At 45.0% G+C, this 26758-nt stretch carries 26 protein-coding genes; 15 read left to right on the forward strand and 11 right to left on the reverse strand.

Going from position 1 to position 26758, the window contains the following annotated elements:
- Nucleotides 1-9 precede the first annotated feature (9 nt).
- From fabG to ORQ98_RS11690, 9 genes are all read left to right on the forward strand, one after another.
- Nucleotides 10-756 (forward strand): 3-oxoacyl-ACP reductase FabG, encoded by a 747-nt coding sequence (fabG, locus tag ORQ98_RS11650; RefSeq protein WP_274688980.1) that lies wholly within the window; start codon nt 10-12, stop codon nt 754-756.
- A 145-nt stretch (nt 757-901) separates the two neighbouring features.
- Nucleotides 902-1135 carry an acyl carrier protein gene (gene acpP, locus ORQ98_RS11655; RefSeq protein WP_274688981.1) on the forward strand — a complete coding sequence of 78 codons (234 nt, stop codon included), beginning with the start codon at nt 902-904 and terminating at the stop codon, nt 1133-1135.
- Between the two features lie 481 nt (nt 1136-1616).
- A complete protein-coding gene (gene fabF, locus ORQ98_RS11660) occupies nt 1617-2855 on the forward strand; it encodes a beta-ketoacyl-ACP synthase II (protein ID WP_274688982.1) in 1239 nt (412 codons plus the stop codon).
- Between the two features lie 295 nt (nt 2856-3150).
- The gene (pabC, locus tag ORQ98_RS11665; protein WP_274688983.1) at nt 3151-4014 is read left to right on the forward strand and encodes an aminodeoxychorismate lyase; all 864 of its coding nucleotides are present in this window, start codon (nt 3151-3153) and stop codon (nt 4012-4014) included.
- Complete coding sequence (gene mltG / locus ORQ98_RS11670) at nt 3987-5039, forward strand: endolytic transglycosylase MltG (RefSeq protein ID WP_274688984.1); 1053 nt, start codon at nt 3987-3989, stop codon at nt 5037-5039. The genes pabC and mltG overlap by 28 nt, the downstream gene beginning before the upstream one ends.
- A 21-nt stretch (nt 5040-5060) precedes the next feature.
- Nucleotides 5061-5702 (forward strand): dTMP kinase, encoded by a 642-nt coding sequence (tmk, locus tag ORQ98_RS11675; protein ID WP_274688985.1) that lies wholly within the window; start codon nt 5061-5063, stop codon nt 5700-5702.
- The gene (locus tag ORQ98_RS11680; protein ID WP_274688986.1) at nt 5695-6699 is read left to right on the forward strand and encodes a DNA polymerase III subunit delta'; all 1005 of its coding nucleotides are present in this window, start codon (nt 5695-5697) and stop codon (nt 6697-6699) included. The genes tmk and ORQ98_RS11680 overlap by 8 nt, the downstream gene beginning before the upstream one ends.
- Nucleotides 6700-6727: 28 nt before the next feature.
- Nucleotides 6728-7081, forward strand: coding sequence for a PilZ domain-containing protein (locus ORQ98_RS11685; RefSeq protein ID WP_274688987.1), 354 nt, complete (start codon nt 6728-6730; stop codon nt 7079-7081).
- A gap of 176 nt (nt 7082-7257) precedes the next feature.
- The gene (locus ORQ98_RS11690; protein ID WP_274688988.1) at nt 7258-8040 is read left to right on the forward strand and encodes a TatD family hydrolase; all 783 of its coding nucleotides are present in this window, start codon (nt 7258-7260) and stop codon (nt 8038-8040) included.
- A gap of 120 nt (nt 8041-8160) precedes the next feature.
- Here ORQ98_RS11690 and ORQ98_RS11695 read toward each other — a convergent pair whose 3' ends face one another.
- The 9 genes from ORQ98_RS11695 to xthA all read right to left on the reverse strand — a co-directional run bounded on the left by ORQ98_RS11695 (nt 8161) and on the right by xthA (nt 19827).
- Nucleotides 8161-10140: an acetoacetate--CoA ligase gene (locus ORQ98_RS11695; protein ID WP_274688989.1), complete on the reverse strand. Its 1980-nt coding sequence runs from the start codon at nt 10138-10140 to the stop codon at nt 8161-8163.
- A gap of 242 nt (nt 10141-10382) precedes the next feature.
- Nucleotides 10383-11282 (reverse strand): hydroxymethylglutaryl-CoA lyase, encoded by a 900-nt coding sequence (locus ORQ98_RS11700; protein WP_425347682.1) that lies wholly within the window; start codon nt 11280-11282, stop codon nt 10383-10385.
- Entirely contained in the window at nt 11275-13287 is a 2013-nt protein-coding gene (locus ORQ98_RS11705; RefSeq protein WP_274688990.1) for an acetyl/propionyl/methylcrotonyl-CoA carboxylase subunit alpha, read from the reverse strand. The genes ORQ98_RS11700 and ORQ98_RS11705 overlap by 8 nt, the downstream gene beginning before the upstream one ends.
- A complete protein-coding gene (locus tag ORQ98_RS11710) occupies nt 13280-14101 on the reverse strand; it encodes an enoyl-CoA hydratase/isomerase family protein (protein WP_274688991.1) in 822 nt (273 codons plus the stop codon). Before ORQ98_RS11710 ends, ORQ98_RS11705 begins: the two co-directional genes overlap by 8 nt.
- 31 nt (nt 14102-14132) lie before the next feature.
- On the reverse strand, nt 14133-15770 hold the full coding sequence (locus tag ORQ98_RS11715) for a carboxyl transferase domain-containing protein (protein ID WP_274688992.1): 1638 nt from the start codon (nt 15768-15770) through the stop codon (nt 14133-14135).
- Nucleotides 15771-15781: 11 nt separating this feature from the next.
- Entirely contained in the window at nt 15782-16951 is a 1170-nt protein-coding gene (locus tag ORQ98_RS11720) for an isovaleryl-CoA dehydrogenase (RefSeq protein WP_274688993.1), read from the reverse strand.
- Nucleotides 16952-17343: 392 nt separating this feature from the next.
- A complete protein-coding gene (locus ORQ98_RS11725) occupies nt 17344-17730 on the reverse strand; it encodes a MerR family transcriptional regulator (RefSeq protein WP_274688994.1) in 387 nt (128 codons plus the stop codon).
- A 127-nt stretch (nt 17731-17857) separates the two neighbouring features.
- Nucleotides 17858-18778 (reverse strand): LysR family transcriptional regulator, encoded by a 921-nt coding sequence (locus ORQ98_RS11730; RefSeq protein ID WP_274688995.1) that lies wholly within the window; start codon nt 18776-18778, stop codon nt 17858-17860.
- A 236-nt stretch (nt 18779-19014) separates the two neighbouring features.
- A complete protein-coding gene (xthA, locus tag ORQ98_RS11735; RefSeq protein WP_274688996.1) occupies nt 19015-19827 on the reverse strand; it encodes an exodeoxyribonuclease III in 813 nt (270 codons plus the stop codon).
- A gap of 381 nt (nt 19828-20208) precedes the next feature.
- Here xthA and ORQ98_RS11740 point away from each other — a divergent pair, with 381 nt between their 5' ends.
- Entirely contained in the window at nt 20209-20874 is a 666-nt protein-coding gene (locus tag ORQ98_RS11740; RefSeq protein ID WP_274688997.1) for a GNAT family N-acetyltransferase, read from the forward strand.
- Nucleotides 20875-21084: 210 nt separating this feature from the next.
- Here the strand turns inward: ORQ98_RS11740 and ORQ98_RS11745 are convergent, their stop codons facing one another.
- Nucleotides 21085-21726: a TetR/AcrR family transcriptional regulator gene (locus tag ORQ98_RS11745; RefSeq protein WP_274688998.1), complete on the reverse strand. Its 642-nt coding sequence runs from the start codon at nt 21724-21726 to the stop codon at nt 21085-21087.
- A gap of 474 nt (nt 21727-22200) precedes the next feature.
- Here ORQ98_RS11745 and ORQ98_RS11750 point away from each other — a divergent pair, with 474 nt between their 5' ends.
- Entirely contained in the window at nt 22201-23193 is a 993-nt protein-coding gene (locus ORQ98_RS11750) for a DNA replication terminus site-binding protein (RefSeq protein ID WP_274688999.1), read from the forward strand.
- Between the two features lie 84 nt (nt 23194-23277).
- On the forward strand, nt 23278-24036 hold the full coding sequence (locus ORQ98_RS11755; RefSeq protein ID WP_274689000.1) for a substrate-binding periplasmic protein: 759 nt from the start codon (nt 23278-23280) through the stop codon (nt 24034-24036).
- A gap of 39 nt (nt 24037-24075) precedes the next feature.
- Here the strand turns inward: ORQ98_RS11755 and ORQ98_RS11760 are convergent, their stop codons facing one another.
- Nucleotides 24076-24591 carry an STAS domain-containing protein gene (locus ORQ98_RS11760; RefSeq protein WP_274689001.1) on the reverse strand — a complete coding sequence of 172 codons (516 nt, stop codon included), beginning with the start codon at nt 24589-24591 and terminating at the stop codon, nt 24076-24078.
- 341 nt (nt 24592-24932) lie between these two features.
- Between ORQ98_RS11760 and ORQ98_RS11765 the strand changes: the two genes are divergently transcribed.
- The 3 genes from ORQ98_RS11765 to ORQ98_RS11775 are packed head-to-tail and all read left to right on the forward strand — an operon-like array spanning nt 24933 to nt 26572.
- Nucleotides 24933-25481, forward strand: coding sequence for a DUF924 family protein (locus tag ORQ98_RS11765; RefSeq protein ID WP_274689002.1), 549 nt, complete (start codon nt 24933-24935; stop codon nt 25479-25481).
- A 32-nt stretch (nt 25482-25513) separates the two neighbouring features.
- On the forward strand, nt 25514-26113 hold the full coding sequence (locus ORQ98_RS11770; RefSeq protein WP_274689003.1) for a glutathione S-transferase family protein: 600 nt from the start codon (nt 25514-25516) through the stop codon (nt 26111-26113).
- Nucleotides 26114-26122: 9 nt separating this feature from the next.
- Nucleotides 26123-26572, forward strand: coding sequence for a hypothetical protein (locus ORQ98_RS11775; RefSeq protein WP_274689004.1), 450 nt, complete (start codon nt 26123-26125; stop codon nt 26570-26572).
- Nucleotides 26573-26758: the final 186 nt, after the last annotated feature.

Below are 26758 nucleotides of genomic sequence, written 5' to 3' on the forward strand. Positions count from 1 at the left end.
AGAGAAACAATGGATTTAACTGGAAAAGTCGCCCTGGTAACTGGGGCAAGCCGGGGTATTGGTCAAGCCATTGCTAAAGCGTTAGCTGAATCAGGCGCTACCGTTGCTGGAACGGCAACTTCTGAAAAAGGTGCTGAGGCTATTACCGCCTATTTAAAAGAGCTGGGTAATGGTGGTCAGGGCTTTGTTTTAGATGTAAGTGATGATGCTTCTGTTGAGCAAAGCTTGAAAAACATTGCTGATACATTGGGTGGTAACCCGTTAGTTGTGGTTAATAATGCCGGTATTACGCGTGACAATATATTAATGCGGATGAAAGCAGACGAGTGGGATTCAGTGATTAACACTAACCTCACTTCGCTGTACCGGGTGAGCAAAGCTTGCTTGAGAGCAATGACAAAAGCTCGTTGGGGGCGCATTATTAACGTCAGCTCTGTGGTAGGCTCCATGGGCAATGCAGGGCAAACTAATTATGCAGCTGCAAAAGCAGGACTTGAAGGGTTTACCCGCTCATTAGCAAGGGAGCTGGGCGCACGTAATATCACAGTGAATGCGGTAGCCCCTGGCTTTATTGATACGGATATGACTCGTGAGCTGCCAGAAGCGCATAAAGAAACATTACTAGGGCAAATTCCACTGACTCGGTTGGGGCAACCAGAGGAAATTGCAGCAGCAGTTAAATTCCTTGCCAGTGAGCCTGCAGGCTACATTACTGGCGAGACTCTCCATGTAAATGGGGGTATGTACATGGGATAATTGATAATTCCCATTGTACTCCCCAAAAGTGCTGCTAGAATACCCGGTAATTTTTGGGGGTGGTGAAACTTGCATTCATCACAAACGTTTTTATACACTTACCTCTGCAGCGAGACTGCATAACTAGATAGGAGCAGAACAAGGTATGAGTACCATTGATGAACGCGTCAAAAAAATCGTTTGCGAACAATTGGGCGTTAAAGAAGAAGAAGTGACAAACGGCGCATCTTTTGTTGACGATCTTGGCGCTGATTCTCTAGACACTGTTGAGCTGGTAATGGCTTTAGAAGAAGAGTTCGAAACCGAGATTCCTGACGAAGAAGCAGAAAAAATTACAACTGTTCAAGAAGCAATTGATTACGTTATTAAGCATCAGTAATTTTATTTGCTTCTCGTTCGTTTAAATAAAAAGCCGTTCATATTCTGAACGGCTTTTTATTTGTGGCTTATTTTTGTTGTGCTTGAAGACAGTGCTATACGCTGTATTTTTGGTAGTACAGCTATTTATAGTGATACGGCAAAGGCTTGTTCCAATTTTGATGTGCGTTTAATAAAATATTGCTCAGCGATTTACGCCTCATAGGGGCTGATCCTTGTCTTTTGGTAGTGGTGTTTAAAAAAACGTTGAAGCCTGTTTCAAGCTAAAATTATCAGTGTATACCCTATGTGTGGTGTTTGGAATTTCATAAAACCGTAGAAATTCCTTAATATTTTTTGCTCGTTTGTCGTAAAACAAGCGGCGTTTAGTTAAACAACTAATTGATTTGTAATTGTGGAAGAAATATCTGCATCAATATCGTTCATTATTGCTGCTTTATATTCTTCGTTGATAGCTAGCTATTTATTTGGGGAGAGCATTAGTGTCTCGCAGACGAGTGGTGATTACCGGTTTAGGGCTTGTGACTCCATTAGGAAATACGGTTTCAGCTACCTGGCAAAAAATACTAGCTGGTCAAAGTGGCATCAGCACTATTGATTTTATGGATGTAGCAAACCTGCCAACGAAGTTTGCAGGTGCCATCAAGGACTTGGATATTACTGAGTATATGCCTGCAAAACAGGCCCGCAAAATAGATATGTTTATTCAGTATGGTTTGGTTGCAGCAATTCAAGCCATAAAAGATGCTGGCTTTGAAGTCTCTGATGCTAATGCAGATCGGATTGGTACGGTGATTGGTTCAGGTATAGGGGGCATCTCCACCATTGAGCAGAATGTGCAGATTCTCAATCAATCTGGGCCGAGACGAATTTCTCCTTTCTTTGTTCCAGCCTCTATTGTCAATATGGCTAGTGGCCAGTTATCCATGATGTATAACCTTCGGGGTCCAAACTATGCCATTAGCACCGCCTGTACCACAGGTACCCACTGTATAGGGTTGGCAGCACGCAATATTGCTTATGACGAAGCTGATATCATGGTGGCTGGCGGAGCTGAAAAAGCCTCAGCAGCAATCGGTATGGCAGGGTTTAGTGCTGCAAGGGCTTTGTCGACTCGTAATGATGATCCAGAAAAAGCCAGTCGCCCTTGGGATAAAGATCGTGATGGTTTTGTCTTGAGTGATGGGGCGGGTGTGTTGGTGCTAGAAGAGTACGAACATGCTAAGCGTCGAGGTGCCACTATTTATGCAGAGCTGACAGGCTTTGGTATGAGCGCCGATGCCTTTCATGTCACTGCACCGCCTGAGGATGGCCGTGGAGCACTCAAAGCGATGAAGAATGCTTTAAAAGATGCCAAACTGCCTCCTGAACAAATTAATTACATTAACGCTCACGGCACTTCTACACCAGCTGGTGATGTGGCAGAGTCTCGAGCAGTTGAGCAGCTGATGGGATCCCATGCGACTGCATTGGCAATGAGCTCTACCAAATCAATGACCGGGCATTTATTGGGCGCTGCAGGAGCTATAGAGGCGGCGTTTACTGCGTTGGCCATTCGTGACCAGGTTGTCCCGCCTACTATCAACCTAGATAACCCGGATCCAGAATGTACGCTTGACTATGTGCCACATGAAGCACGATCGTTGGCGATAGAGTATGCGCTATCAAACTCTTTTGGATTTGGTGGTACGAATGCTTCACTGGTATTTGCCAAAGTCTAACCTCTGGCTCAAGTAAGCTTTTATTGATAATGAGCGTGTTGCAAAAGTACTTCAAATCAAGCCTTTTCTCCCCGTAAGAGTGTCGCGAAAAGGTACTGGAGAATAAATATGGAGTAACAGGGTATTCTTCCACCGCTCTACAAGGCCATCCCTGGCCTTTAGAGCTTTAGCTGTTCCCGGCAGCCGTTCCAGAGCACCCTATCACTCCATATTTCCAAGCTTTAGCAACGAGCTCAAAGGGGTAAAGTGCTAAAAATGACTTTTGCAACACTCTGCAAAAGAGGTAGTAGATAGGTTGGCTGAACAAGGTCGATTAAATAACGGTTGGCTAAATGGTGAGGCAGTTGCTGACTTGCCAGCAACAGATCGAGGGTTGCACTATGGCGATGGTTTGTTTGAAACCATCCGAGTGGATAACAAGCAGCCTATTTGGTGGCAGCAGCATTTAGAGCGACTTTTGCTGGGTTGCGAGCGTCTTGGCATAACCATTGAGCCAGGCATTGTTGAGCAAGAGCTACAGGGTTTTATTGTTAAGCAAAAGGATCATGGCATCGTAAAGCTTATGATTACCCGTGGCTCAGGTGGTCGTGGTTATAGCCCCTCAGGTGCCAATCAGCCAACGCGGCTGCTGTTATGGTATCCACTGCCTAACTACCCTGCGAAAAATTTCCAACAAGGTATTCAGCTATTTGATTGTCAGAGCTTATTGGGGCATCAGCCTTTACTAGCAGGCTTAAAACATCTGAATCGGCTTGAGCAGGTGCTGGCCCGGCAAGAGTGGAATGATAACCAGTTTGCAGAAGGGCTAATGCTAGATTTGAACCAGCATATTGTAGAAGGCACAATGACCAATGTTTTTTGGGTGGCCGATAATGGTGAGTTGCACACACCAAACCTAAATGATTGTGGAGTGGCTGGCGTTTGTCGCCAGTTTGTGCTTCAACAAGCACAGCAGCTGGGTATTACGACGAAACAGGAGTGTTACACTGTTGCTGATCTTGCCAAGGCCAAAGAAGTATTTGTCTGTAATAGTGTGATAGGAGTCTGGCCAGTCAGAGCTTACCGCCAGTGGTCTTGGCCTCTAGGCTCCTTGACTCAGCAGTTGCAGGCACTGATAAATGCTGTAATGCCATGCGAACGTTTATTTTCAAAACAATAACATTGTTGCTTTTTCTTGCCGGCATCGCTTTAGTTGCCGCTGCCTGGGCGCTAATTTATGGGGTTGATATGTATGGCCAGCAGCCCCTAAAGGCTCAACAGCAAACCACTCTTACCATTGCCAGTGGTTCTTCTGTCAAGCAGATTACTCAACAGTTGAAGTCACAAGGGCTGGTTGAGTATGATTGGCTATTTGCACTTTACATTAGAGCCAAAGGCAAAGCCCATCAGCTAAAAGCGGGAGAGTTTGAATTACAAGCGAATGCTAATCATCAGGATTTATTGAGTACACTCGTCAACGGTAAGCAGCGGCAGTACAGCGTTACTCTGGTTGAAGGCTGGAATGTGAAGCAAATGTTGAGTGCTATTACCAAGCATCCTCAAATTACCCATACTTTACCAGTATCAGTAGATCAAGAAAGCTTATTGGAGGCACTAGGGCTACCGAGCAAGCATGCAGAGGGGTTGTTTTTTCCTGACACCTATTTTTTTACTGCGGGTATGAGTGACAAAGACTTACTGCTGCGAGCATACCGGAAGATGGATAAGGTACTTGCACAAGAATGGCAGCAGCGCAAAGAAGGTCTCCCTTATCAATCACCCTACGAAGTGCTTATCATGGCTTCAATTGTGGAAAAAGAGACAGGCACTGCAGGTGAAAGGCCCCAAATTGCTGGCGTGTTTACTCGTCGTCTGGAAAAAGGGATGCGGTTACAAACTGATCCTACGGTTATTTATGGGTTAGGGGAAAAATACCAGGGCAATTTGACTCGTAAGCATTTACGCCAGCCAACCCCTTATAACACTTATACCATTAAGGGCTTACCCCCTACACCGATTGCCTTACCGGGTAAAGCTGCAATTAACGCCGTATTAAATCCAGCGCCTGGTAAGTCCTTGTACTTTGTAGCTAAAGGGGATGGTAGTCACTATTTTTCTGCAACGCTTAAAGAGCATAATCGAGCAGTGCGTAAATATCAGTTAAACCGGCGTGCTAACTATCGCTCTCAACCAGTTAATAATTAAGTAATTTTTAAGCAAAATACCATGTCAAAACTGAAGTCAGGTCTATTCATTACCGTGGAAGGCTCTGAAGGGGTAGGCAAGTCTACCTGTATATCATTTATTACTAACTGGCTACATGCTAATGGCCTGCCTTGTATAGCCACCAGAGAGCCAGGGGGAACCCCCTTTGCTGAGACAATCCGTAACTTGTTATTGGCGCCACAGCAGGAGCCTGTTACCGATCTCACTGAGTTATTGTTGATGTTTGCGGCCCGGGCTCAGCATCTTGAGCAGGTAATCAAACCTGCTATGGCTGAACAAAAAATAGTGGTTTGTGACCGATTTACAGATGCCACCTATGCTTATCAAGGCGGCGGGCGAGGAGGTGATTTCCTTCAAATCAGTCAGCTTGAGCAACTTGTGCAGGGCTCACTTAGACCTCACGCCACACTGCTGCTAGACATGCCGGTAGCAGATGCGTTAAAGCGAGCGGCTAAGCGAGGAGCGCTAGACCGTATAGAGAGCCAGACCATCGATTTTTTTGAGCGGGTCAGACAGGCCTATTTGGAAAGAGCCAAGCAATATCCTGAACAATTCTACCTTATTGATGCAAGTCAGCCCCTGGCACAGGTTCAGCAGCAGGTTGAACAGGTATTGGCCAAGGTTGTAAAGCAACATGCTTAGCTTTGAAGCTAAGCCATTGCCTTGGCAATTAGCGCAATGGCAGCAGTTAATGGCTCAGCGTCATCAACAAAAGCTGGCTCATGCTTATTTACTGCATGGTATGCCAGGAGTAGGGAAACTGCACTTTGCTCAATTGTTTGGCCAGCTGTTGCTGTGTGTGCAGCCAAATGTAAACACTACTGCACCTTGTCAGCAATGCAAATCATGCCTGTTATTTAATGCAGGCTCTCATCCAGATATTTTGCAGATTGCACCTGAAGGAACCGGCAAGCCAATTAAGGTTGATCAAATCCGGCAGCTCATTGATTTTGCAGCCAAAACTGCTCAGCAAGGTGGTTATCGGGTGATTATTATTGACCCAGCAGATGCCATGAACATCAATGCCAGCAATGCTTTGCTGAAGTGTCTGGAAGAGCCTGGTCACAATACGATTTTGTTGTTACTGAGTGAGCAAACCAGTGCATTGCTGGCAACCATCAAAAGCCGTTGTCAGGTACTGGCATTTCCACTTCCAGAGTTAGAATTAGCGAAAGACTGGCTGCTACACCAGTCACTGCCTGATAGCGACTTAGAAAATTTATTAGTAGCCGCTCATTATCAGCCCCTTACAGCCTTAACGTTCCACAAGGAACAGCGGCTGAAGCAGCGTCAGGCATTACAGTCCTGCTTGGCAGCAATTACCAAAGGACAGAAAACCCCTGTGGCTGCTGCTCAGGAATGGCTCAATGAAGATTTACTCTGCCTATTTGACTGGCTGGTAGACTGGTTGGCAGAGATGATTAAGTGGGCGATGGCAAAAGATGAGACATTCATCAAAAATCAGGATATGCTTAAAATGTTGAGTTATGTTTCAACTAAAGCAGGTGTAACTCGACTCTATGGTTATTATATGTGGCTGTCTGAACAGCGTCAGCGGCTGTTAGGTGCGGCAAACCAGAATAAGCAGTTAATGTTGGAAAGCCTGTTTATTGGCTGGCTTCATCTAACAATCCATTAGATAGATTGAATACAGTTAGGCTGTTGTCATGAAACCTCCTAAGTTTGGTCCACGAAACGGAATCTTGTCATTAACCATTAAGGATAAAGCGGTGCTCTATGCGGCTTATATGCCTTTTGTGGGGAATGGTGGGCTGTTTATTCCAACTAATAAGACTTATCAGCTAGGCGATGAAGTGTTCTTGCTGCTTAATTTGATGGATGAGCCAGAAAAGATTCCTGTTGCAGGTAAGGTAGTATGGGTCACTCCAAAGGGTGCTCAAGGTAACCGTGCTGCAGGCATAGGTGTACAATTTAACGGGCAGGATGATATGGCTCGAAATAAAATTGAAACCTACCTGGCTGGAGCACTACAGTCTGATAGACCGACCCATACTATGTAACGCTCATTGTTAATAAGTTCTTCTAAGCCCGTGTTTTTACACGGGTTTTTTATTTATTTTAAGAAATTACTTTAAGTCGTATTTTACGGTATCCAGTAATACCAAACATTACGGATTTACTTTACTGATTAGAATGGGTAATACCCAGTACGTATTACAGGTTAGGTTCTGCTGTTATGTTAATTGACTCACATTGTCATTTAGACCGTATTGATTTAGCGCCTTATCAAGGTGATTTATCAGCTGCTTTGCAACAAGCGAGTAATCGAGGGGTTGCTGGCTTTTTAGCAATTGCTGTGGATAAGGACAATATCAACACAGTGGTTGAGATAGCGCAGCTATATGACAATGTCTGGGCTAGTGTCGGTGTTCATCCATTATCCGCTGCTGAAGGGTCACTATCTGTTGAGGAGCTAATCAGCCATGCCAGTCAAGAAAAGGTAGTGGCAATTGGAGAAACTGGGCTGGATTATTACTATGATCAGCACTCCCAGGCCGAGCAGCTCAAATCATTTGCAGATCATATAGCGGTTGCGAAACAGTTGAACAAGCCGCTGGTAATTCATACTCGCCAAGCTAAAGCAGACACGTTAACACTTCTGCGTTCAGAAGGGGCTGAGCAAGCAGGCGGTGTTTTACATTGCTTTACCGAAGACTGGGATATGGCCAAGCAAGCCATGGATTTGGGCTTTTATATTTCAATTTCTGGGATTGTAACTTTTAAGAAGGCTACCAATGTCCATGAAGTCGCTAAGCAAGTGCCACTAGATCGCCTATTAGTGGAGACGGATTCGCCTTATCTGGCACCAGTGCCTTATCGTGGTAAAACCAATGAACCACAGTATGTGGTGGAAGTAGCGAAGTGTTTGGCTGAATTACGGGGCGAATCATTTGATGTACTGGCTCAGCAAACCACTGAGAACTTTTTCAGGCTATTTGCTGGTGCAAGGCGGCTTTAAGGAAGGGGTAGGTAAGTGATGCAGAACCTTATGAGGCATGGATGCCGATTAGAGCATCCAGGGAGGGACTTGCTGCGTGTTCTGGATCGCTTACCTAGCCCGTATGTCAAAGTGATCAAATTATTCTTCCAACAACTCCTTCCGACCTCGAAAATACTCCAACGCTTCAGGGTTAGCTAAAGCATCAGTGTTATCGACGGTTTCGTTATGGATCACTTTTCGTACTGCCAGCTCGACTATTTTGCCGCTAATAGTACGGGGGATATCAGCCACCTCTAAGACTTTGGCTGGCACATGGCGAGGGGTCGTATGCTCACGAATGGTTTTTTTAATGGTGGTGGTCAGTTGTTCAGTTAAATGCACATCAGGCTTCAGCTTGACAAACAGCACCACACGCACGTCATCTTGCCATTGCTGACCTACCGCAATACTTTCCAACACTTCCGGCACTTGTTCCACCTGGCGGTAAATTTCGGCCGTGCCAATCCGCACTCCTCCTGGGTTCAGTACTGCATCCGCACGCCCATGGATAATGACGCCACCCTGTTCAGTTAACTCGCCGTAATCCCCATGACACCAAATACCAGGAAAGTTACTGAAGTAAGCTTTGTGATACTTGCTTCCATCTGGGTCTTGCCAGAAACCGATAGGCATGGAAGGGAAAGGCTGTTTACAAACCAGCTCGCCTTTCTCACCAGTGATTGCTTCACCTGCCTCATTGTAAAACTCCACAGCCATACCTAATCCGCGACATTGCAACTGACCACGATAGACTGGCAGGGTAGGGTTGCCCAAAGCAAAGCAAGAAATAATATCAGTACCGCCAGAAATGGAGGATAAGCAAACATCCTGCTTGATATCCCGATACACATAATCAAAGCTTTCGTGGCTGAGGGGAGAGCCAGTGGATAAGATGGCTTTCAGGGCAGGCAATTGATGGGATTGAGCGGGCTTTACCTCGGCTTTTTCTAGGGCTGCAATATATTTAGCACTGGTACCAAATACAGAAATGTGCTCTTTTTCAGCCATATCCCACAACACAGTGGGCTCAGGGTGAAAAGGGGAGCCATCATAAAGCACCAAGGTAGCACCAGAGGCTAACCCACTAACCAGCCAGTTCCACATCATCCAGCCACAGGTAGTGAAATAAAACAGCACATCCTGGTCGGTAATGTCAGTATGCAGTTGATGCTCTTTCAAATGCTGAAGGAGGGTGCCACCTACACCATGAACAATACACTTTGGCTTTCCAGTGGTGCCAGATGAATACAAAATAAAGAGCGGATCATCAAAGGCACATGACTCGAAGCATAATTGATAATCGGCCGGTGGTGTTGCCAGTAGTTCTGCCCAGTCAGTGCTCTTAGCATGCTCACTAATATCCAAAGGCTGCTCCAAAAATTGAAGAATAACCGTGTGGTGGACATTGGGTAATTGCTGCTGGATTTGCTTCAGCTTGGGACGACAGTCAATCACTTTGCCGTTGTAGTAGTAACCGCTGCAGGCAATAAACACTTTAGGCTCAATCTGGCCAAACCGATCGACTACCCCATGGGTACCAAAGTCAGGTGAGCAGGAAGACCAGACTGCACCTAAACTGGCTGTCGCTAACATAGCAATAATCGCTTCAGAGCAGTTAGGCAGCATCCCCACCACCCGGTCACCCTTTGCTACCCCCATGGCTTTGAGCTGATAACTGACAGCAGTGACTTGCTCAAATAGCTCTGCATAGCTAAGTTGCTGGCGGCGGCCTGACTCATCATAACTAATGATGGCAGGATGGTTATCACGGCGACTGAGTAAATGCTCAGCGTAGTTAAGGGTACTACCCTGGAACCACCGTATATTGGTAAAGAATTGGGCATCCTGCATGGGTTGTTCATTGGTTAAGGTTTGCTGAGGGGGGCGATGAAACTTCACCTGGCAGAACTCAGTGATACTCTTCCAAAAGGTCGCAATATTTTCAATGGACCACTGATATAGGGCAGGGTAATCAGATAATGAGCATTGTTGCTGTTGCTCAAGGTATTGACGAAACTGGGTGATTCTCGCTTGCTGGATACGTTCAGCAGAGGGCTGCCAAATTGGACTGTCCTTCATTTTACTTTCTCAACTGGTCTACTACGGGCGCGTAGTATGGGTTCTTATTCTTGTTACTTTCTTGCCCCTCGGGCAAGTGGTTGTCGCAAAAGCTAGCGGATATGGGGTGACAGGGTGTTCTGTAGCTAAGGCATGGATGCCACTTCAAGAGCGGCGGAAGAATATCCTGTTATTCCATATCGGACACTAAATTGACTTTCTGTACTCTTTTGCGACAGCCTCGGTTAAGAGGGTAACTATTTTCAAAGGGTAACACTCATCGCCTGGGCGACATTGGAGCGGTTAGCGCGCCCTAGTTGATGGCATAACCGCTGACTAATGTCAATCAGCTTAGGCAGCTGTAGGCCTGTAGCAAAGCCTAATGACTCAACCAGATAAGTCACATCTTCAGTTGCGACATTACCACTGGCACCTTTCGCATAGGGACAGCCTCCTAACCCGGCGATAGCACTATCCACAATTCGTATTCCTTGATTCAGGGCTTGGTAAATATTGACCAATGCCTGACCGTAAGTATTGTGAAAATGAACCGCTAATTTACCAGTTCCGGTAATAGGTATTACCAAATCCAGTAATGGCTTTATTTTGGCTGGTGTGCCAATACCGATGGTGTCACCCAGTGATATTTCATCACAGCCGAGGTCCAGCAGCTGCTGAACGACTGGGGCTACTTGGGCGGGTGAGATATTCCCTTCATAAGGACAGCCCACCACACAGGAAACATAGCCTCTTACTCGTAGTCCTTGTTGCTTGGCCTGCTTTGCCACTGGGTCAAAGCGCTGCAGACTTTCAGCAATCGAGCAGTTGATGTTTTTTTGGGAGAAGGTTTCTGAGGCTGCGCCAAACACGGCAATTTCGTTGACTTTGGCTTCAATGGCTTGCTCCAAACCTTTCATATTGGGCGTAAGGGTGCTGTAAATCGTGTTAGGTTGGCGCTTAAGCTGCTGACAAACCTCAGTTGTATTGGCCATCTGAGGCACCCATTTGGGCGAAACAAAGCTGCCGCATTCAATGTGCCGAATACCTGCTGCTACTAGGTCTTCAATCAAAGCGATGCGAGTGGCTACTGAGACCGGGGTTGGCTCGTTCTGCAAACCATCCCGAGGGCCTACTTCAACGATACGGACAGCTTCTTTAGGCATTAGCAGGCTCCTTTTGGTTGGCTTCTTCCACATGTAAAGCCAGCAAATCAGTGCCTTCACTCACTAAGTCGCCTGCCTTGAAGTAAATGGCATCCACTGATCCTGCAGAAGGGGCATGAATGGTGTGCTCCATTTTCATCGCTTCCAGCACCATCAAAGGCTGCCCTTGCTCCACCTGCTGGCCTGTGGTTACCAGCACTGAAACAACCGAGCCTGGCATGGGGGCTACTAATGCCTGGTCATGGGGGCTCGCAGCTGAGGGGTTATTGAGAAGGCTGGGTGGTTGCTCTATGCACCAATCTTGCTGCTCGATATGAAGCCAATATTGGCTGTCTGTGCTGGTAATGGTGGCACTCACCATTTTTGAGTTCAGCTGAGCGATGAGTTGATGCTGTTGCCGTTTACCCTGGCAATGGTATTTGTCAGCGCCAATAGTTAATTCCCACTGTCTATCACTTAGCCATTTCACATGAACGGCCATAGGCTGCTGGTCCACCAGCCAGTGAAAAGTAGACTCTGCCTGATAGTTACAACGCCAGGGTGCTTGGTTAGCCCACGGATTGCAGGTAGGAGAGGTTTGTTGACTGGCTTCAGGGATTAACTGAAATAGAGTGACCAGTACTAATGCTTGCTGTAATGGATCAGCGCTGGCTTGAAGCAAGCTAGGCAGCTGCTGGTTAAGAAGGTGAGTATGGTATAGCCCTTCAACAAACCATTGACTATTTAGGACTGCCAGCAAAAATGCACGATTATGGGTAAGCCCCAGTAGAGTCGTGTGGTCCAGGGCTTGTTCCATGCGCTGAATGGCTTGAAGCCGGGTTTCTCCCCAAGTAACCAGTTTGGCTAACATGGGGTCATAGTGAACGCCAATCCTGTCCCCTTGAGTGAGGCCATGCTCAACTCGCAAATAGGGCTGAGGCTCTGGCCATTCCAGGTGAAGTATTGGGCCAGTAGCCGGTAAAAAATTGTTTTGCGGGTCCTCAGCGTACAGTCTGACTTCAATGGCATGACCATCAATAGCTAATTCACTTTGGGCAACAGGTAAAGGCTCTCCACAAGCCACTGCTAATTGCCAGGCAACCAGATCAGTGCTGGTGATCATTTCGGTCACTGGGTGTTCTACCTGGAGCCGGGTGTTCATTTCCATAAAGTAAAATTGACCATCAGCAGCCAGCAAAAACTCAACTGTACCTGCCCCAACATAGTTAATTGCTTGAGCAGCGGCTAATGCTGCCTGGCCCATTTGTTGTCGGAGCGATGGGCCTAACCCTGGAGCAGGGGCTTCTTCAATAATTTTTTGGTGGCGACGTTGGATAGAGCAATCCCGTTCAAATAGATACACCCCGCTGCCTTGGCTATCACAAAATACTTGTATTTCCACATGGCGTGCCTCAGCCAGATACTTTTCAACTATCAGGGTGTCATCGCTAAAGCTGGCTTTGGCTTCTCGCTTAGCACTCTGATAAGCACTGGCAAATTCCTTTTCTGCACTAACCACACGCATCCCTTTGCCACCACCACCAGCCGCTGCTTTCAGTAATACTGGAAAGCCAATTTGTTTGGCGGCATTGAGTAGGGTAGCTTGCTGCTGGTCGGCTTGGTGGTAGCCAGGCATAACCGGGACACCAGCTTTTTCCATCAGCTGCTTGGCTTGTTGTTTAGAGCCCATTAAGCGAATGGCATTGGCTGGTGGACCAATAAACCGAATACCAGCTTGCTCACAAGCAGCCGCAAATTCAGCATTTTCAGCGAGAAAGCCATAGCCAGGGTGAATTGCTTCAGCATTGGTTTGCTGGGCAGCATTAAGGATGGCTTGTTGATTGAGGTAGCTGTCTCGGCTGGGGGCTGGGCCAATCCAAATGGCTTGATCCGCGAGTTGGGCATGGCGGCTGTGACGGTCTGCCTCTGAGTAGACAGCCACGCACTGGATACCCATGGCTTGAGCGGTATGAATAATCCGGCAAGCGATTTCTCCTCGGTTGGCAATCAGAACTCGCTTAAACATGCTGGCTTTCCTCCTGCCAAGCCGGCTTACGCTTTTCTAAAAAGGCGCTCAAGCCTTCTTTGCCTTCAGCTGAGGCTCGAATATCCGCAATCAGCTGTTGAGTGTATTCAGTTAAGGCAGGCCCTATGGGCATGTTAACCACTTGATGGATCAGCTGCTTAGCCGCTTTCATGGCTTCAGGGCCGTTGCTGGAGTAACGTTGGCAGAGCCGTTCAGTAATGGCTGGCAGCTCTTCCGGTTGAGCAACTAAATGAACCAACCCAAGTTGCTCTGCAGTTTCTACATCGATGGTTTCCGCACTTAAAAAATAGCGGCGGGCCGCCCGTGCCCCCATCGCTTGAATCACATAAGGACTGATGACCGCAGGTACCAGGCCTAACTTGACTTCACTTAAGCAAAACTGGGCTTTGGGGGTGGCAATGACCATATCGCAGCAGGCGACTAGGCCAACCGCACCACCATAGGCGGCTCCCTGAACGATTGCGATAGTGGGTTTGGGAAACTCATTGAGAGCTTGCAGCATTTTGGCCAGTTCACTGGCATCTTGCAGGTTGTCCTGGTAGCTGTGGTTGGCCATTCGGCGCATCCAGCCAAGGTCTGCCCCGGCACTGAAATGGCGGCCATTGGCTTTGAGAATGAGCGAGCGTACTTGGTCATCGTGGGCTAATTGATTAAATACTGCCTGCAGCTCTGCAATCATTTCATCATTAAAGGCGTTGTGCACTTCTGGGCGGTTAAGTACTAGCTCAATTGCGCCTTGAGCCAGCGGATTGACTTGAAGAAAGCGAGTGGCACTGAGGTCAACGGAATTCATGGTCACTATCCTTTTTATCTTCTGACCTTATTTACATTCTGAAAATACCGAAAGTATTGCGGGTTGTGGTTGGAGTAGAGGTTGAAACAGGTGCAGCTGAGTTGGCTTGGTAGGCTGCGGCCAGGCCAAGCCCTACCACTGTTCGGGTGTCTTTTGGATCAATGACGCCGTCATCCCATAAGCGTGCACTGGCATAATAAGCGTGAGCTTGTTTGTCATATTCGGCGCTGACTTCTGCTTTAAAGGTGGCTTGTTCAGGATCAGGCCAGTCCTGCTGCCGTTTTGCCATGGCAGCGGCTTTCACCTGAGTGAGTACACCAGCCGCTTGCTCACCACCCATTACGCCAATTCGGGCATTGGGCCACATCCATAGCAAGCGAGGGTCATAAGCACGGCCGCACATGCCATAGTTTCCTGCACCATAACTCCCCCCAATAATGACGGTTAGCTTAGGTACGTTGGCGCAGGCTACTGCATTGACCATTTTTGCCCCGTGCTTGGCAATGCCTTCTGACTCATATTTTTGGCCCACCATAAATCCCGTGATGTTTTGCAAGAACAGCAGTGGAATCTGCCGTTGCTGGCAAAGCTGAATAAAGTGAGTGCCTTTTAGAGCGCTTTCAGAAAACAGCACACCGTTATTCGCAATGATCCCAACCGGGTAGCCCATAATGTGGGCAAAGCCGCAGACCAAAGTACTCCCATACAGGGACTTGAACTCAGTGAAATCTGAGTCATCAACGATGCGGCAAATGACTTCTTTGATATCAAAGGGTTTGCGAGTGTCGGTGGGAATCACCCCATATAGCTCTTCGGCACTGTATTGAGGTGGCTTTATTGGGTGGGGAGGGTTGGTCAATTTTGACTGATTGAATGAAGCAACCGATTGCCTGGCTAAAGCCAGCGCATGATCATCATTTTCAGCATAATGGTCCGTCACCCCAGAGGTACGGCAATGAACATCCGCACCGCCCAGGTCTTCTGCGGATACCTCTTCACCTGTTGCGGCTTTAACCAGTGGTGGACCAGCCAGGAAAATAGTCCCTTGCTGTTTAACGATGATGCTTTCATCGGCCATTGCGGGGACATAGGCACCACCTGCGGTGCAAGAGCCCATTACGACGGCTAACTGAGGAATACCGGCGGCAGACATCCTTGCCTGATTAAAGAAGATTCGGCCAAAGTGTTCGCGATCAGGAAATACTTCAGCCTGGCGGGGCAGGTTGGCACCACCGGAATCCACTAGGTAAATACAAGGCAGGCGGTTTTCTGCGGCAATGGTTTGGGCTCGCAAATGCTTTTTAACGGTGAGTGGGTAGTAGGTACCGCCTTTTACCGTTGGATCGTTAGCGACAATCATACAGAGCTGCTGTTGAACCTTGCCGATGCCAGCAACCACCCCAGCCGCGGGAACAGGCTCGTCATACACTTGATAGCCGGCCAGCTGGCTGATTTCCAGAAAGGGGCTGTCATGGTCTAGCAGTAAATCAATTCGCTCTCGTACCAGCAGCTTACCTTTAGCCTTTTGCTTAGCTTGAGCAGCCTCACCACCACCTTGCTTAATGGTGGCAACTAAATGACGTAGTTTCATCACCTGTTGATGCATTGCATCGTAGTTTGCTCGATAGTCGTCTGAATCTGTATTCAGCAAGGACTTGAGTCGTGCCATAATTGCCTCGCTTAACGGGTTTCTTCAAACAGTTCACGACCAATCAGCATCCGCCGGATTTCGGAAGTGCCGGCACCGATCTCATAAAGCTTGGCATCTCGTAATAGTCGGCCAGTGGGATATTCGTTGATATAACCATTACCACCGAGAATCTGGATGGCATCTAAAGCCATTTGGGTGGCTTTTTCTGCGCAATAGAGAATGATACCCGCTGCATCCTTACGAGTGGTTTCACCCCGGTCACAGGCGGCAGCTACGGCATAAAGATAAGCGCGACAAGCATTAAGGGTGGTATACATATCCGCCAGTTTGCCCTGGATCAACTGAAACTCACCAATGGCTTGGCCAAACTGCTTACGTTCATGAACATAGGGCACCACGATATCCATGCAGGCTTGCATAATGCCCACAGGGCCTGCAGCTAAAACGACCCGCTCATAATCCAAGCCACTCATCAATACCTTAACGCCTTCGTTAAGCTTGCCAAGAATATTGGCGGTAGGCACTTTGCAGTTATCAAATACCAGCTCGCAGGTATTCGAGCCGCGCATCCCTAACTTATCCAGCTTCTGAGCCTGGCTAAACCCAGGAGTATTCCGTTCAACAATGAAAGCAGAGATTCCTTTTGAGCCTTTATCGGGTGCAGTTTTCGCGTAAATCACATAGGTGTGGGCATCGGGGCCGTTGGTGATCCACATTTTGGTGCCATTTAAAATAAAGTGATCACCTTCCTGCTTGGCTTTGAGCTGCATACTCACTACATCGGAGCCAGCACCAGGCTCACTCATGGCTAGGGCGCCAATATGCTCACCGGAAATTAATTTAGGCAGGTATTTCGCTTTTTGCTCTTCCGTACCATTACGTCGAATTTGGTTAACGCAGAGGTTGGAGTGAGCGCCGTAGCTGAGTCCCACTGAAGCAGACGCTCGTGAAATTTCCTCCATCGCCAAAGCATGGGCTAAATACCCCATGCCACTGCCACCTAGGGACTCTTCAACAGTAATGCCCAGCAGACCCAACTCACCAAGTTTGGGCCAAAGGCTGTTAGGGAAGGCATTATCGCGATCGATATCCGCGGCGAGAGGAGCAATCTTAGTTTGAGCAAATTGATGGATTTGCTGGCGGAGAATATCCAGGGTTTCACCCAGATTAAAATTAAGGCTGTGGTACACAATGCTCATGTTTAAATACCCTTACATTTCAAGAAAGTACGAATACTTTTTGCTTTTTATTTAGAGCACATCACTGTGCTAAGGAAGGCTGTCGCAAAAACTAGCGGACATGGGGTAACGGGATGTTCTGTAGCTGCGACAAGGAAGTCGCTTTAGCTCTTGATGGGCCAGGGATGGCACTTCAAGAGCGGCGGAAGAATATCCTGTTATTCCATATTGGACACTAGACTTATTTTCAACACCCTTTCGCGACTCCCTCAAGGGGGATAGGAGGGGCGGGGGTTCTGTAACTGCGATATGATATCGCTTTAGCACAAGAGGCCAGGGATGGCCTTCCTTGTGCGGTGGAAGAATGCCCGACTTTCCTATACTTAAACGCTTACTCTGAATGGTTTTCATTGCTACTGTGAAGAATCAGTACTTTTTAATGCATCCAAGCAGCGTTGCTCTGCTGTATCTAATTCCTGCTGTAGTGCTGCAATATCCTTAAATTGCTGGTTAAGCTGCTGGCGTTTAGCGGCAATCTTGTCCAGTAAGGCTTGGATTTGCTTGATATTGCTGGAGCCAGGTGTGTACATCTCAATCAGTTCCTGACACTCATCCAGGCTAAAGCCCAGCCGCTTGCCACGCAGAATCAGCTTTAAATGAACACGATCTTTATTGCTATAAACCCGGACTTGTCCTTGCCGCATAGGCATTAGCAGCCCTTTATCCTCATAAAAGCGAATAGTGCGGGTGGTTACCGCAAACTCCTTAGCAAGCTCAGAAATACTATAAGTAGTAGACATAAAGGTTATTCCAAAACCTATACAGCAGGCAGTGCTTAACACATGACTATATTGAATTAGAATATAGATTACCTTTACGTAAACGTAAAGTGTCGGTTCATAAAAAACTGATTGAGTAATGTATTTTTTAGATGGCTGGCTGGTGATCTATCGCTTCACATAAATCCAGGATACAGCAACGCATCCATACATTTGCAGAGTCTTCATCAGTACTCTCATGCCAGTAGAGGTGTACCTCCATGGTAGGGAACTCCTCAAAGGGTAAAGGCAAAATACGAATATTTTGTTGGGCTCGGGCAAAGCGTTCTGGAACCGTCATCGCCAGATCTGACTTGCGAATGACTAAAGGCGCTACTAAATAGTGTTGGGCAGTGAATACTACGTTTCGCTGAATACCTAAGCGACCTAACACGGTGTCAACTTCATCAGCCTGACCAAAGCGGGGCAAAATTTGTATGTGGTTAAGCTCCAGATAGTGGTCTAACGATAGTCCGCCATTATTCAAGACAGGGTGGCCCTCCCTCACCACGCAAACGTAATTATCTTCAAATAGCTTTTGATGTTTCACCTGAGGGTCGAAGTTAAGCGGGGCATCAATGGCGAAGTCTAATCGGCCAGAGGCAAGTTCTTTAGTGGTTTCTCTAGGGGAAATGGGCTGTGTTTCTATATTTAAGTGAGGCGCTATTTCTTGTAGTTTGGTAAATAAGCGAGGCAGTAAAATAGCTTCGTTCAAGTCGCCGATGCTTAATCGGAAAAGCTTATCTGCTTCTGCTGGCTCAAAAGAGTCACAGTGCTGAATACTGGTACGCAATAAGCTCAGAGCCTGACGCACTTGCGCGATGATATTTTGCGCCATTGGCGTTGGCACCATGCCTTGAGAAGTGCGAATAAACAGAGGGTCGTCAAAGGTTTCACGAAGTCGGGCAAGTGCGTTACTGACGGCGGGTTGAGTGATTCCCAGAATATGACCTGCTCGAGTCAGGTTTGCCTCAGAATAGATAGCATCAAAAACAACAAACAGGTTCAAGTCTATCTTGCTCAAATTCATAGAATGCCTCAGTTACTACAAACCACCTGGCGCGACATCCCTGAAGTAAGTGTTGTATTTTTCCTTACGCTTTTTCCAGAGTAGCAAAAGCTGTTGTAAAGCGTTAACTAATTATTATAAGTTGGTCATTTTATCGTCATGATGTTTACTGTTACTTGGCAATAGTCGTATAAGAGGAAACCACAGAAGCCGCCTAAGCTTGAGGTTTGACAGCAATAGGCGACAGTATTAGTGGCTTAAAAGGTTGCCCAGATAGGACAGTGATCGGAGGGTTTTTCCATACTCCGAATGGTGTAATCAATGCCTACATCATGGCACTGACTCATCAGTGAAGCAGAAGCTAAAATAAGGTCGATTCGCAAGCCACGCTTTGGCTCCCGTTCAAAGCCACGGCTGCGATAATCAAACCAGCTAAAGTGGCTGTTATCGGTGGGATTTAATTGACGAAAGCTGTCCTGTAATCCCCAGTCTAAAAGCGTTTGCAGCCATTCCCGCTCTTCAGGTAAAAAACTACACTTGCCTGTTCTCAACCAGCGTTTGGCATTGTCGGCACCAATACCAATATCAAGATCAGTATGAGAGACATTCATATCGCCCATGATAATTAAGGAGTCACTGGGTGTATGGTGCTCAGTGACATATTTTAATAGATCTGCGTAAAACTGTTGTTTGGCAGGAAACTTGGTTGGGTGATTGCGACTTTCTCCTTGGGGAAAATAGCCATTAATAATTGTGACTTTGCCTTTTTCAGGGTGAGAGTAGTCGGCGGCGATAAATCGTCTTTGTTGCTCATCTGACGGATAATAGGGGAAGCCTTTAACAACATTGGTTAACGGTGTTTTGCTGAGTAAGGCAACACCATAGTGTGATTTCTCACCATAATAGCTAACCTCATAACCAAGTTCTTGAATGCTGGATAAAGGGAATTGTTCGTCACTAACCTTGATTTCTTGTAAGCCAATCACGTCAGGTTGATGAGATTCTATAAGAGCTTTTAATTGGTGAAGCCGGGCACGGATACCATTGACATTAAATGATATGACTTTCATTGAAAACCTTTTAAATACAATTCTAGATAAAAAATACTACCTTAATAGCAACTTAGCCTAACACTGTAAATAGTCGTTAGCAGTGAAGAAATGAAGGCAATTGGATTATTTTAGAAGCTGATAAGGTTTGCTTATTGTGAAGTAGTTGGCATTGGTTGATTGCCGTGATATGGTGCAAATAATCGAGTCAATAATGAGACAAACAAAAGATCATAATCCATATGCAATAAGGTAAGAAGGTTAACAATAAACGCTTTATGACTTTCATCTGCTTAGGATGCAGTTGCCACAATATAGTCAGCGCAACGATAGCCAAGAAGGTATTTGCACAGGAAAGATAATAAGAATGATATTGACTGTTTAAAGTCAATGGAGGAGTCAATGACAGAGTACGCCCTTCAACTGAATGTGGAAGACCAACTGACAAGGATTGTATACATTGATGAAAACTTTAGTCGTGAAGCGCGCTCGATGCTTTACCACGCCTATCTTGAAGAACCTTCAATTCGTTATTTAATGGATGACTCCAAGCCAAACTATTCGCAGCGTGTACGTGCACTAATTAGAGAGCTTATTAAAGTACATTTTGCTGAAAATCAGCCAGTTATTGGTGTGATGAGGGGGGAGCGGCTAGCGGGCTTTGCTTTTGTTTCAACCCCTGATCACCAAGTAGAATTATTTGAGTCATTACGCTGGCGTTGGCGGCTAATGCTGTCTGTTGGTTTGCAGGCTGCTGAGCGATTTATTAATTATCGAAAAGAAGTGGCTGCCCTCTTAGCGGATAAGCGGTTTTATCGAGTACCATTAGTGGGAATTAATCCAAAATGGCAGCATCAGGGGTATGGACGTTTATTAATGGAGGCTGTGGACAGTCTATGTGAAACTGACCAGGGCTCTGAAGGGGTTGTACTGGATACAGGAAATAGTCGCTACTTGTCGTTTTACAGCTCTCTTGGTTACCAAGAGCTAGGAAAAGTAACGGTAGGCAGTGTGGCTGAGACGGTGTTGGTCAGACCAAACCGAGATCCCCTGCTTGATGAAGCGTAGGCGGCTTGTCAGGTATTTTATATTTAATAATGTGAGCTCATGACAATTAGTTGGCAGATCTTGGTGCCTGAATTCTTGACGTCTTTAATTTTCAGTCAACCTAGCCAGCCTGCATTCCCACTCGTTTCTAGCAAAGTGAACCCATAACAAACAAAGACTTAATTAAAGCTGTTGTATGGGTTGTTTGCCAGATTAAGCGGTATGATCATTTTATTGGTTGAACTTTAGCCCTGTCAGCATGCAGCGAATTTGTAGCTCTAAGAGCTGCTCTGCTGGTGCCCACTTCATTTGTTTGATAGTAAGCAGGTTGCTTACAATGCCTTGAACTCCACATAGTAGGGTTTGACCAATTAATGTGTGATCAGATTCTGCAAATGTTTGTGAGTCACAGCATTTTTTGATTTCGTTGAAAAGTGCTGTGAAATACTGCGATTGCATTATGATTTCGTTGGCTTGTTCATCTTGATCAGGCGTTGAATTTAGCTCTTCAATAGAAAATACAACACGAAAATGGTCAGGGTGCTTTAGCCAATATTGAGCATAAGCCATTAGCAATGATTTAATTTTATTGATGGAGTCCGCATTTTCTTGCTGATCCACTGCAAAATCACTTAACTGAGAAAAAATATCTACCCAGATAAAATGCAATAATGACCGTTTGTTTTCAAAGTAATAATAGAGGGTTCTTGGCGTACACCCAACACGAGCGGCGATTTTTCTGACCGAGACTTGATCTACGCCCTCATTAATAAAAAGTTCTTTGGCAACGCCAATGATTTTACTTCTGATGGCAGCCTGTTCTTCAGGTGATTTAGGCGGCCTGCCTTGCTTCCGTTTTACTGTAGTATCCACTGCTAAAAAGACCTCTTCACACCAGCAGTTCAAATTAAGTCCGTTAATTACTCATCAGAGGGAGTAGGTTTAGTGAATATACCAAATTAAAGAGACCAGAAGCTGACGTAGTTGGAAATCTGCAAACAGAGTAGGGTAATTTTAATCAATTAAGTGAAATATTTTGCATATTTTATTGTAAATAGCTAAACAATTTTAGACAGTGAGATGACTTTTATAGCTCATTTTTAGTCTGTTTTTTCATCAAGTGTTATAAAGATAAAATAAATAATGTTAACTAACAAGCGCTTGAAGTGAGAGAGAAGCACTACTTATCAAGAATGTTTTGCATAATTAATAATCAATTTTAGTTTAAAAAAACATACGACATGAAAGATTGTATATATGTCGAAATTATTGACAGGTCAATAATTTTAGACCATCCTAACACACTCAGTTAACATCCAATAAAATCAAAACAGCGAACAAACAAAGATGAGAACTCCCACATTTACTGAGAAGGAAGCGTTGCAACGGGAAATTGTAGGGGAAAGGTTTCACACTTTGGAGCGCTTTGGTGATCAGCTGAAACAGCAGCTGCTCAAAAGTACTCAATTCACTATTCATACAGCTTGTGAAATCCCTATTAGAGAAGCCAGTGAAGTACCTGAGAGTCTAGAGGTTAAGCAGTTAGACTCAACTCATGAGACGACAAAGCGTGCCTTGATAAATCTATTGACTGATTTTTATAAAGCTGATGAGCAAAGTATTGTTTCAACTAAACGTTTAAGTGGTGTGGTGAGTATTGATGCAGACTGCTTCCTACAATTGAAGCAGTTTAATCAACTGAAAATGTCGCTTAAAGAGGCTATGTTAAAATTGCCTTTCAAAATAAGGCGACATATGCATAAGTATTTGTCGTCACCCGGTCAACCAACAGTTGTTTTACTACAGGCTTATCGACAAGTACCTTTATATTCCAAGGCATTGCTAGCTGAGCAGCCCGGTATTGTAGCTAAGATTCAATTACATTGGCGTCGTAAAGGGGTAGGAGGGAAACAGACGACAGTTGCAGAACTACGGGATCGGTTGATAGCAGAAGCCAATGGCTTGTTTGGTGAGGGGTGCTGCCAAAAGCCATATACTGAGTTCAACTCAGACAATGGTAGGTTAACTCACTTTCGAATGAATATTGAAGCATTAACAGAGTTACCTGATAATGAAGTCTTGTTTGCTGACTATCGACTGATTCGTCCTCATCCACGGGCCAATATATTCTTTGCTGATGAGCGGGGCCAAATACTAACGAAGCCATTGACACCTGTGGCTGTGATGCCCATTTTTATTCATCAAATGGAGTCTTTTTCAACAAAACCGCTTTCTAACCTTACCCCTCGTGATATAAGTCGGGATGGAAAGCAATTAGCTGATGTGCCTGTGACTGAAAACCCATATGCTTTTCGCTATTTAGTGCCTCGCTATAGTTAACATGGTAAAGAGAGTCCAGTTTTACCATCGTTGGAGGCTGTGCTTTACTGTCTGGTAGTGTTGCGAAACCATAGTGGTAACCAAATGAAAAAGCCTCTAGCCAGGTTTTTGGGGGTGGTGATATATGCTTGTGCTGTAATAGGCTGGGCTGAAGAGAGTATTTTGCAAGTCGTGACAGAAGAGTTCCCCCCCTATAACTACACAGACAATCATGAAATTACAGGTATGAGTACAGAAGTCGTTAAAGCTGTGCTTGCTGAGTTAAAGATTAACGCGGATTTTCGCTCCTACCCTTGGGTCAGGGCATATAAAACGGCGTTGACCAAGCCTAATGTTTTAATTTATTCCATAGGTCGCAATGAAAAGCGAGAAAAGCTTTTTAAATGGGTAGGGGTGGTTGCACCAGCAAAGTTTTATTTGTTTGCTTTAAAGCAGCGAGCTGATATTCAACTTAACAAGTTAGAAGAAGCGAAGCAATTTTTGGTGGGTACCTTTCGTGAAAGTGTTCGTGAGCAGTATTTGTTGCAAAAAGGTTTTAAAAAAAATGTCAACATAATCAGTTATTACGATTATAAACGTGGTTTGACTATGTTGGTTAATAAACGCATTGATTTATGGGCAATGAATGAAATGGTTGCTTATTATATATGTAAAAGTATGGGGTATGCTCCAGATAAATTATTACGCCAAGCTTATTTTTTTGCTGAGTTATCTCCAGAGGGCTATTATATGGCCTTTAATAAAGACACAGACGATACGTTAGTCAATAAGCTCCGGCAGGGTTTAATGGCTATAAAAGATAAAGGTATTTTACAAAAAATTCACCAAAAATATGTAAACTGAACGACTCTTGATTTTGGTTGTATGGTAGCCGTTTTTGGCTTAAATTAAATCTTCAATATTATCTTCTCGCTGGTCAGTTATTTTTTTACTTTCTTTATGTTGTGTTTCCTCTTCACCTGTTGGCGTTGCTGGTTGTTGGTCTTGGTGTGTGGCTTCTTGTGATTGCTTAGGTACTTCAGCTTTTGCTATAGACTCAGTGGGTTTAAGTTGAGGGGGGGTGTTAGCGTAATGAATCTGATAGTCGTCCATGGTTTGCAAGCAAGGGATAACACGATTAACTTTCAACATAGTGAGTAAGCCTAGCGGTTGTCCTTCAGCCCCTATAATAAAAATACGTTTTTGTTTTGCTTTTAAAATTTTATGCATGTGGATAATAGTACCAATCCCTGTAGAGTCCATAAATAGTACAGGTCTCAGGTTGACTAAAACATCATCAGTAATTTTATTTGCTAATTGGTCAAAGATATATTTCAGCTTTCGTGACACTTTTGCATCAAAGTGTTCTTTTAAGGAAATAACAACATTTTGTTCTTTTTTATAAATTGAAAAATCCATCAAAGCATCCCTTTCAGTCTTTTTAGTAAGGAGTTAATCGTAGCTGACTTTATTTTCCCTAGTCTCCTGGGCCGGGGGCTATTGCTTTGTTTTAGTACTTCTTACTAGCATAGCTCAAAGTTGGATAAGCCATGTACGACAGTTGGTATCTTGCCTTAGGGTAGGAATGATATTTATTCAGTTGTTTATTATTTTAGCTTTAAATGGTTAAGATCAGCCAATTATTAGAGGTGTCTTTGCTTGCCCAGCTGTTTTTATGACAGTCTGCTTGCTGTAGAGGAGATTGATACGCAATACTAGCAGTATAAACCATAAGCCGTTAATTAGACCATCCTAACACTATGAAAAATACAACATACACGCACATTATTGACTTTTGGTTCAATGAAATCACGCCACAGCAGTGGTGGACAAAAGACGATAATTTTGATCAGTTAATCAGGGACCGCTTTTTACCAATACATACTCAAGCAGTGCAAGGTGAACTGTACCATTGGCGTAATGAAGTGGAAGGGCGTTTAGCTGAGGTGATTATTGTTGATCAATTTTCACGCAATATTTTCCGTAATAAACCTGAAGCTTTTCATTGGGACCCAATGGCTATTGTATTAGCTCAGGAGGCAGTTTTATTGCAGTGGGATACCCGGCTGCCCACTCAGCAACGTGCATTTTTATATATGCCTTACATGCACAGTGAGTCGTTAGTGATTCATGAGCAAGCGGTTAAGTTATTCAGTCAGTCAGGTTTAGAAAGCAATTTAACATTTGAGCTAGAACATAAGGTCATTATTGAACGATTTGGTCGCTACCCTCATCGTAATCAAATAGTAGGTCGTCAGTCGACACCTGAAGAGCTGGCATTTTTAAAGCAACCCGGCTCTAGCTTTTAAAACAATACCGATATTTGTCAAGGAATAAGTTAATGGAATTACTCTATAGTGATGCTTCACCATTTGCGCGGGCGGTACGCATCGTTATACGTCAGTTAGCAATAGATAATGTCAAGGAAACCATCAGCCACCCATTTAACAATGAGCCACTCCTGTTACATGCTAATCCTTTAGGAAAGGTGCCTTGTTTAATCATTGATGATCAGCAGGCTTTGATGGATAGTGAGCTAATATGTGATTATTTGGATCGGCATTGGGGAGAGAACACATTACATCAAACAATGGATAATAATTGGTCACTACGCCGATTTTTTACCTTAACAAAGGGGGGGTTGGAGTTGGCAGTGGCTTATCAGCAAGAAAAACTGAGAAAAGAGCAACAGTGCCAGTCGGCATTTTGGTTGACGCGGTTTAGCCATGGGATCCAACGCAGCTTAATAGAGCTAGAGCAGGCCATTAGAGTATTGCCTGACTCTCCAACTATCGCTCATGTATTTTTAGGCTGTTGCTGCGACTATTTATCATTTCGTCATAGTGAATTACACTGGCAACAGGCGTTTCCAGTGTTGGCTAATTGGTTTGAAAACAACTGCCGTGGAAATGAGTGGTTTACTACCAAGCCGAGAGTTTAGTAGGTAAAGATGAAACAGTGGATTTTTATTGCACTTGGTGTGTGTTGTAGTCTGGTTGGTGGTCTTTTTTTCGCCATTTCTTTTTTTATTTGGTTTTATTTTGATAATCCCTACTCAGAAGGGTTTTCTTTACCTTTTGTGATTACCTTTTTATTGATGATTATCATTGGTAGCTGGATGGTGATAAGGAATAGAAAGCAGTTAAGGCAAATTGAGCAGGAGAGTCTAGAAAAACGCATTCTAACTGCCATTCAGGCCAATGCAGGTCAAGTCACTGCCGCTGAAGTGGCTGTGTTAGCGGGCTGTACCTTAGAGCAAGCAACAGCTCAATTAGATCAGCTATGTGAGAAGGGAATGGGAGAGTTGCAAGTGACGGATGGTGGTAAGCTAGTTTATTTGTTTACTGGGTTTGCTCAAGCAAGTGATAAGGCAACCGCGCGCTCACCACTCGAACCTTAGGTTCAGATCCTATTGCTTGGTGTTTGTTCAAAGATTGTACGTTAAACAAACACCATTACTAATATTAAAGCATTATGAAATTAAGCTGCTTTTTTAAGATTTTTCTTTAATTTTTTTATCTTACTGGCATGCTTTTCCATTTTAGCTTTTCTTTGCTTAAGCTCTTTTTTAAGTTCTTTAACTTTT

The sequence above is a fragment of the Spartinivicinus poritis genome (assembly GCF_028858535.1).
Classification (GTDB): domain Bacteria; phylum Pseudomonadota; class Gammaproteobacteria; order Pseudomonadales; family Zooshikellaceae; genus Spartinivicinus; species Spartinivicinus poritis.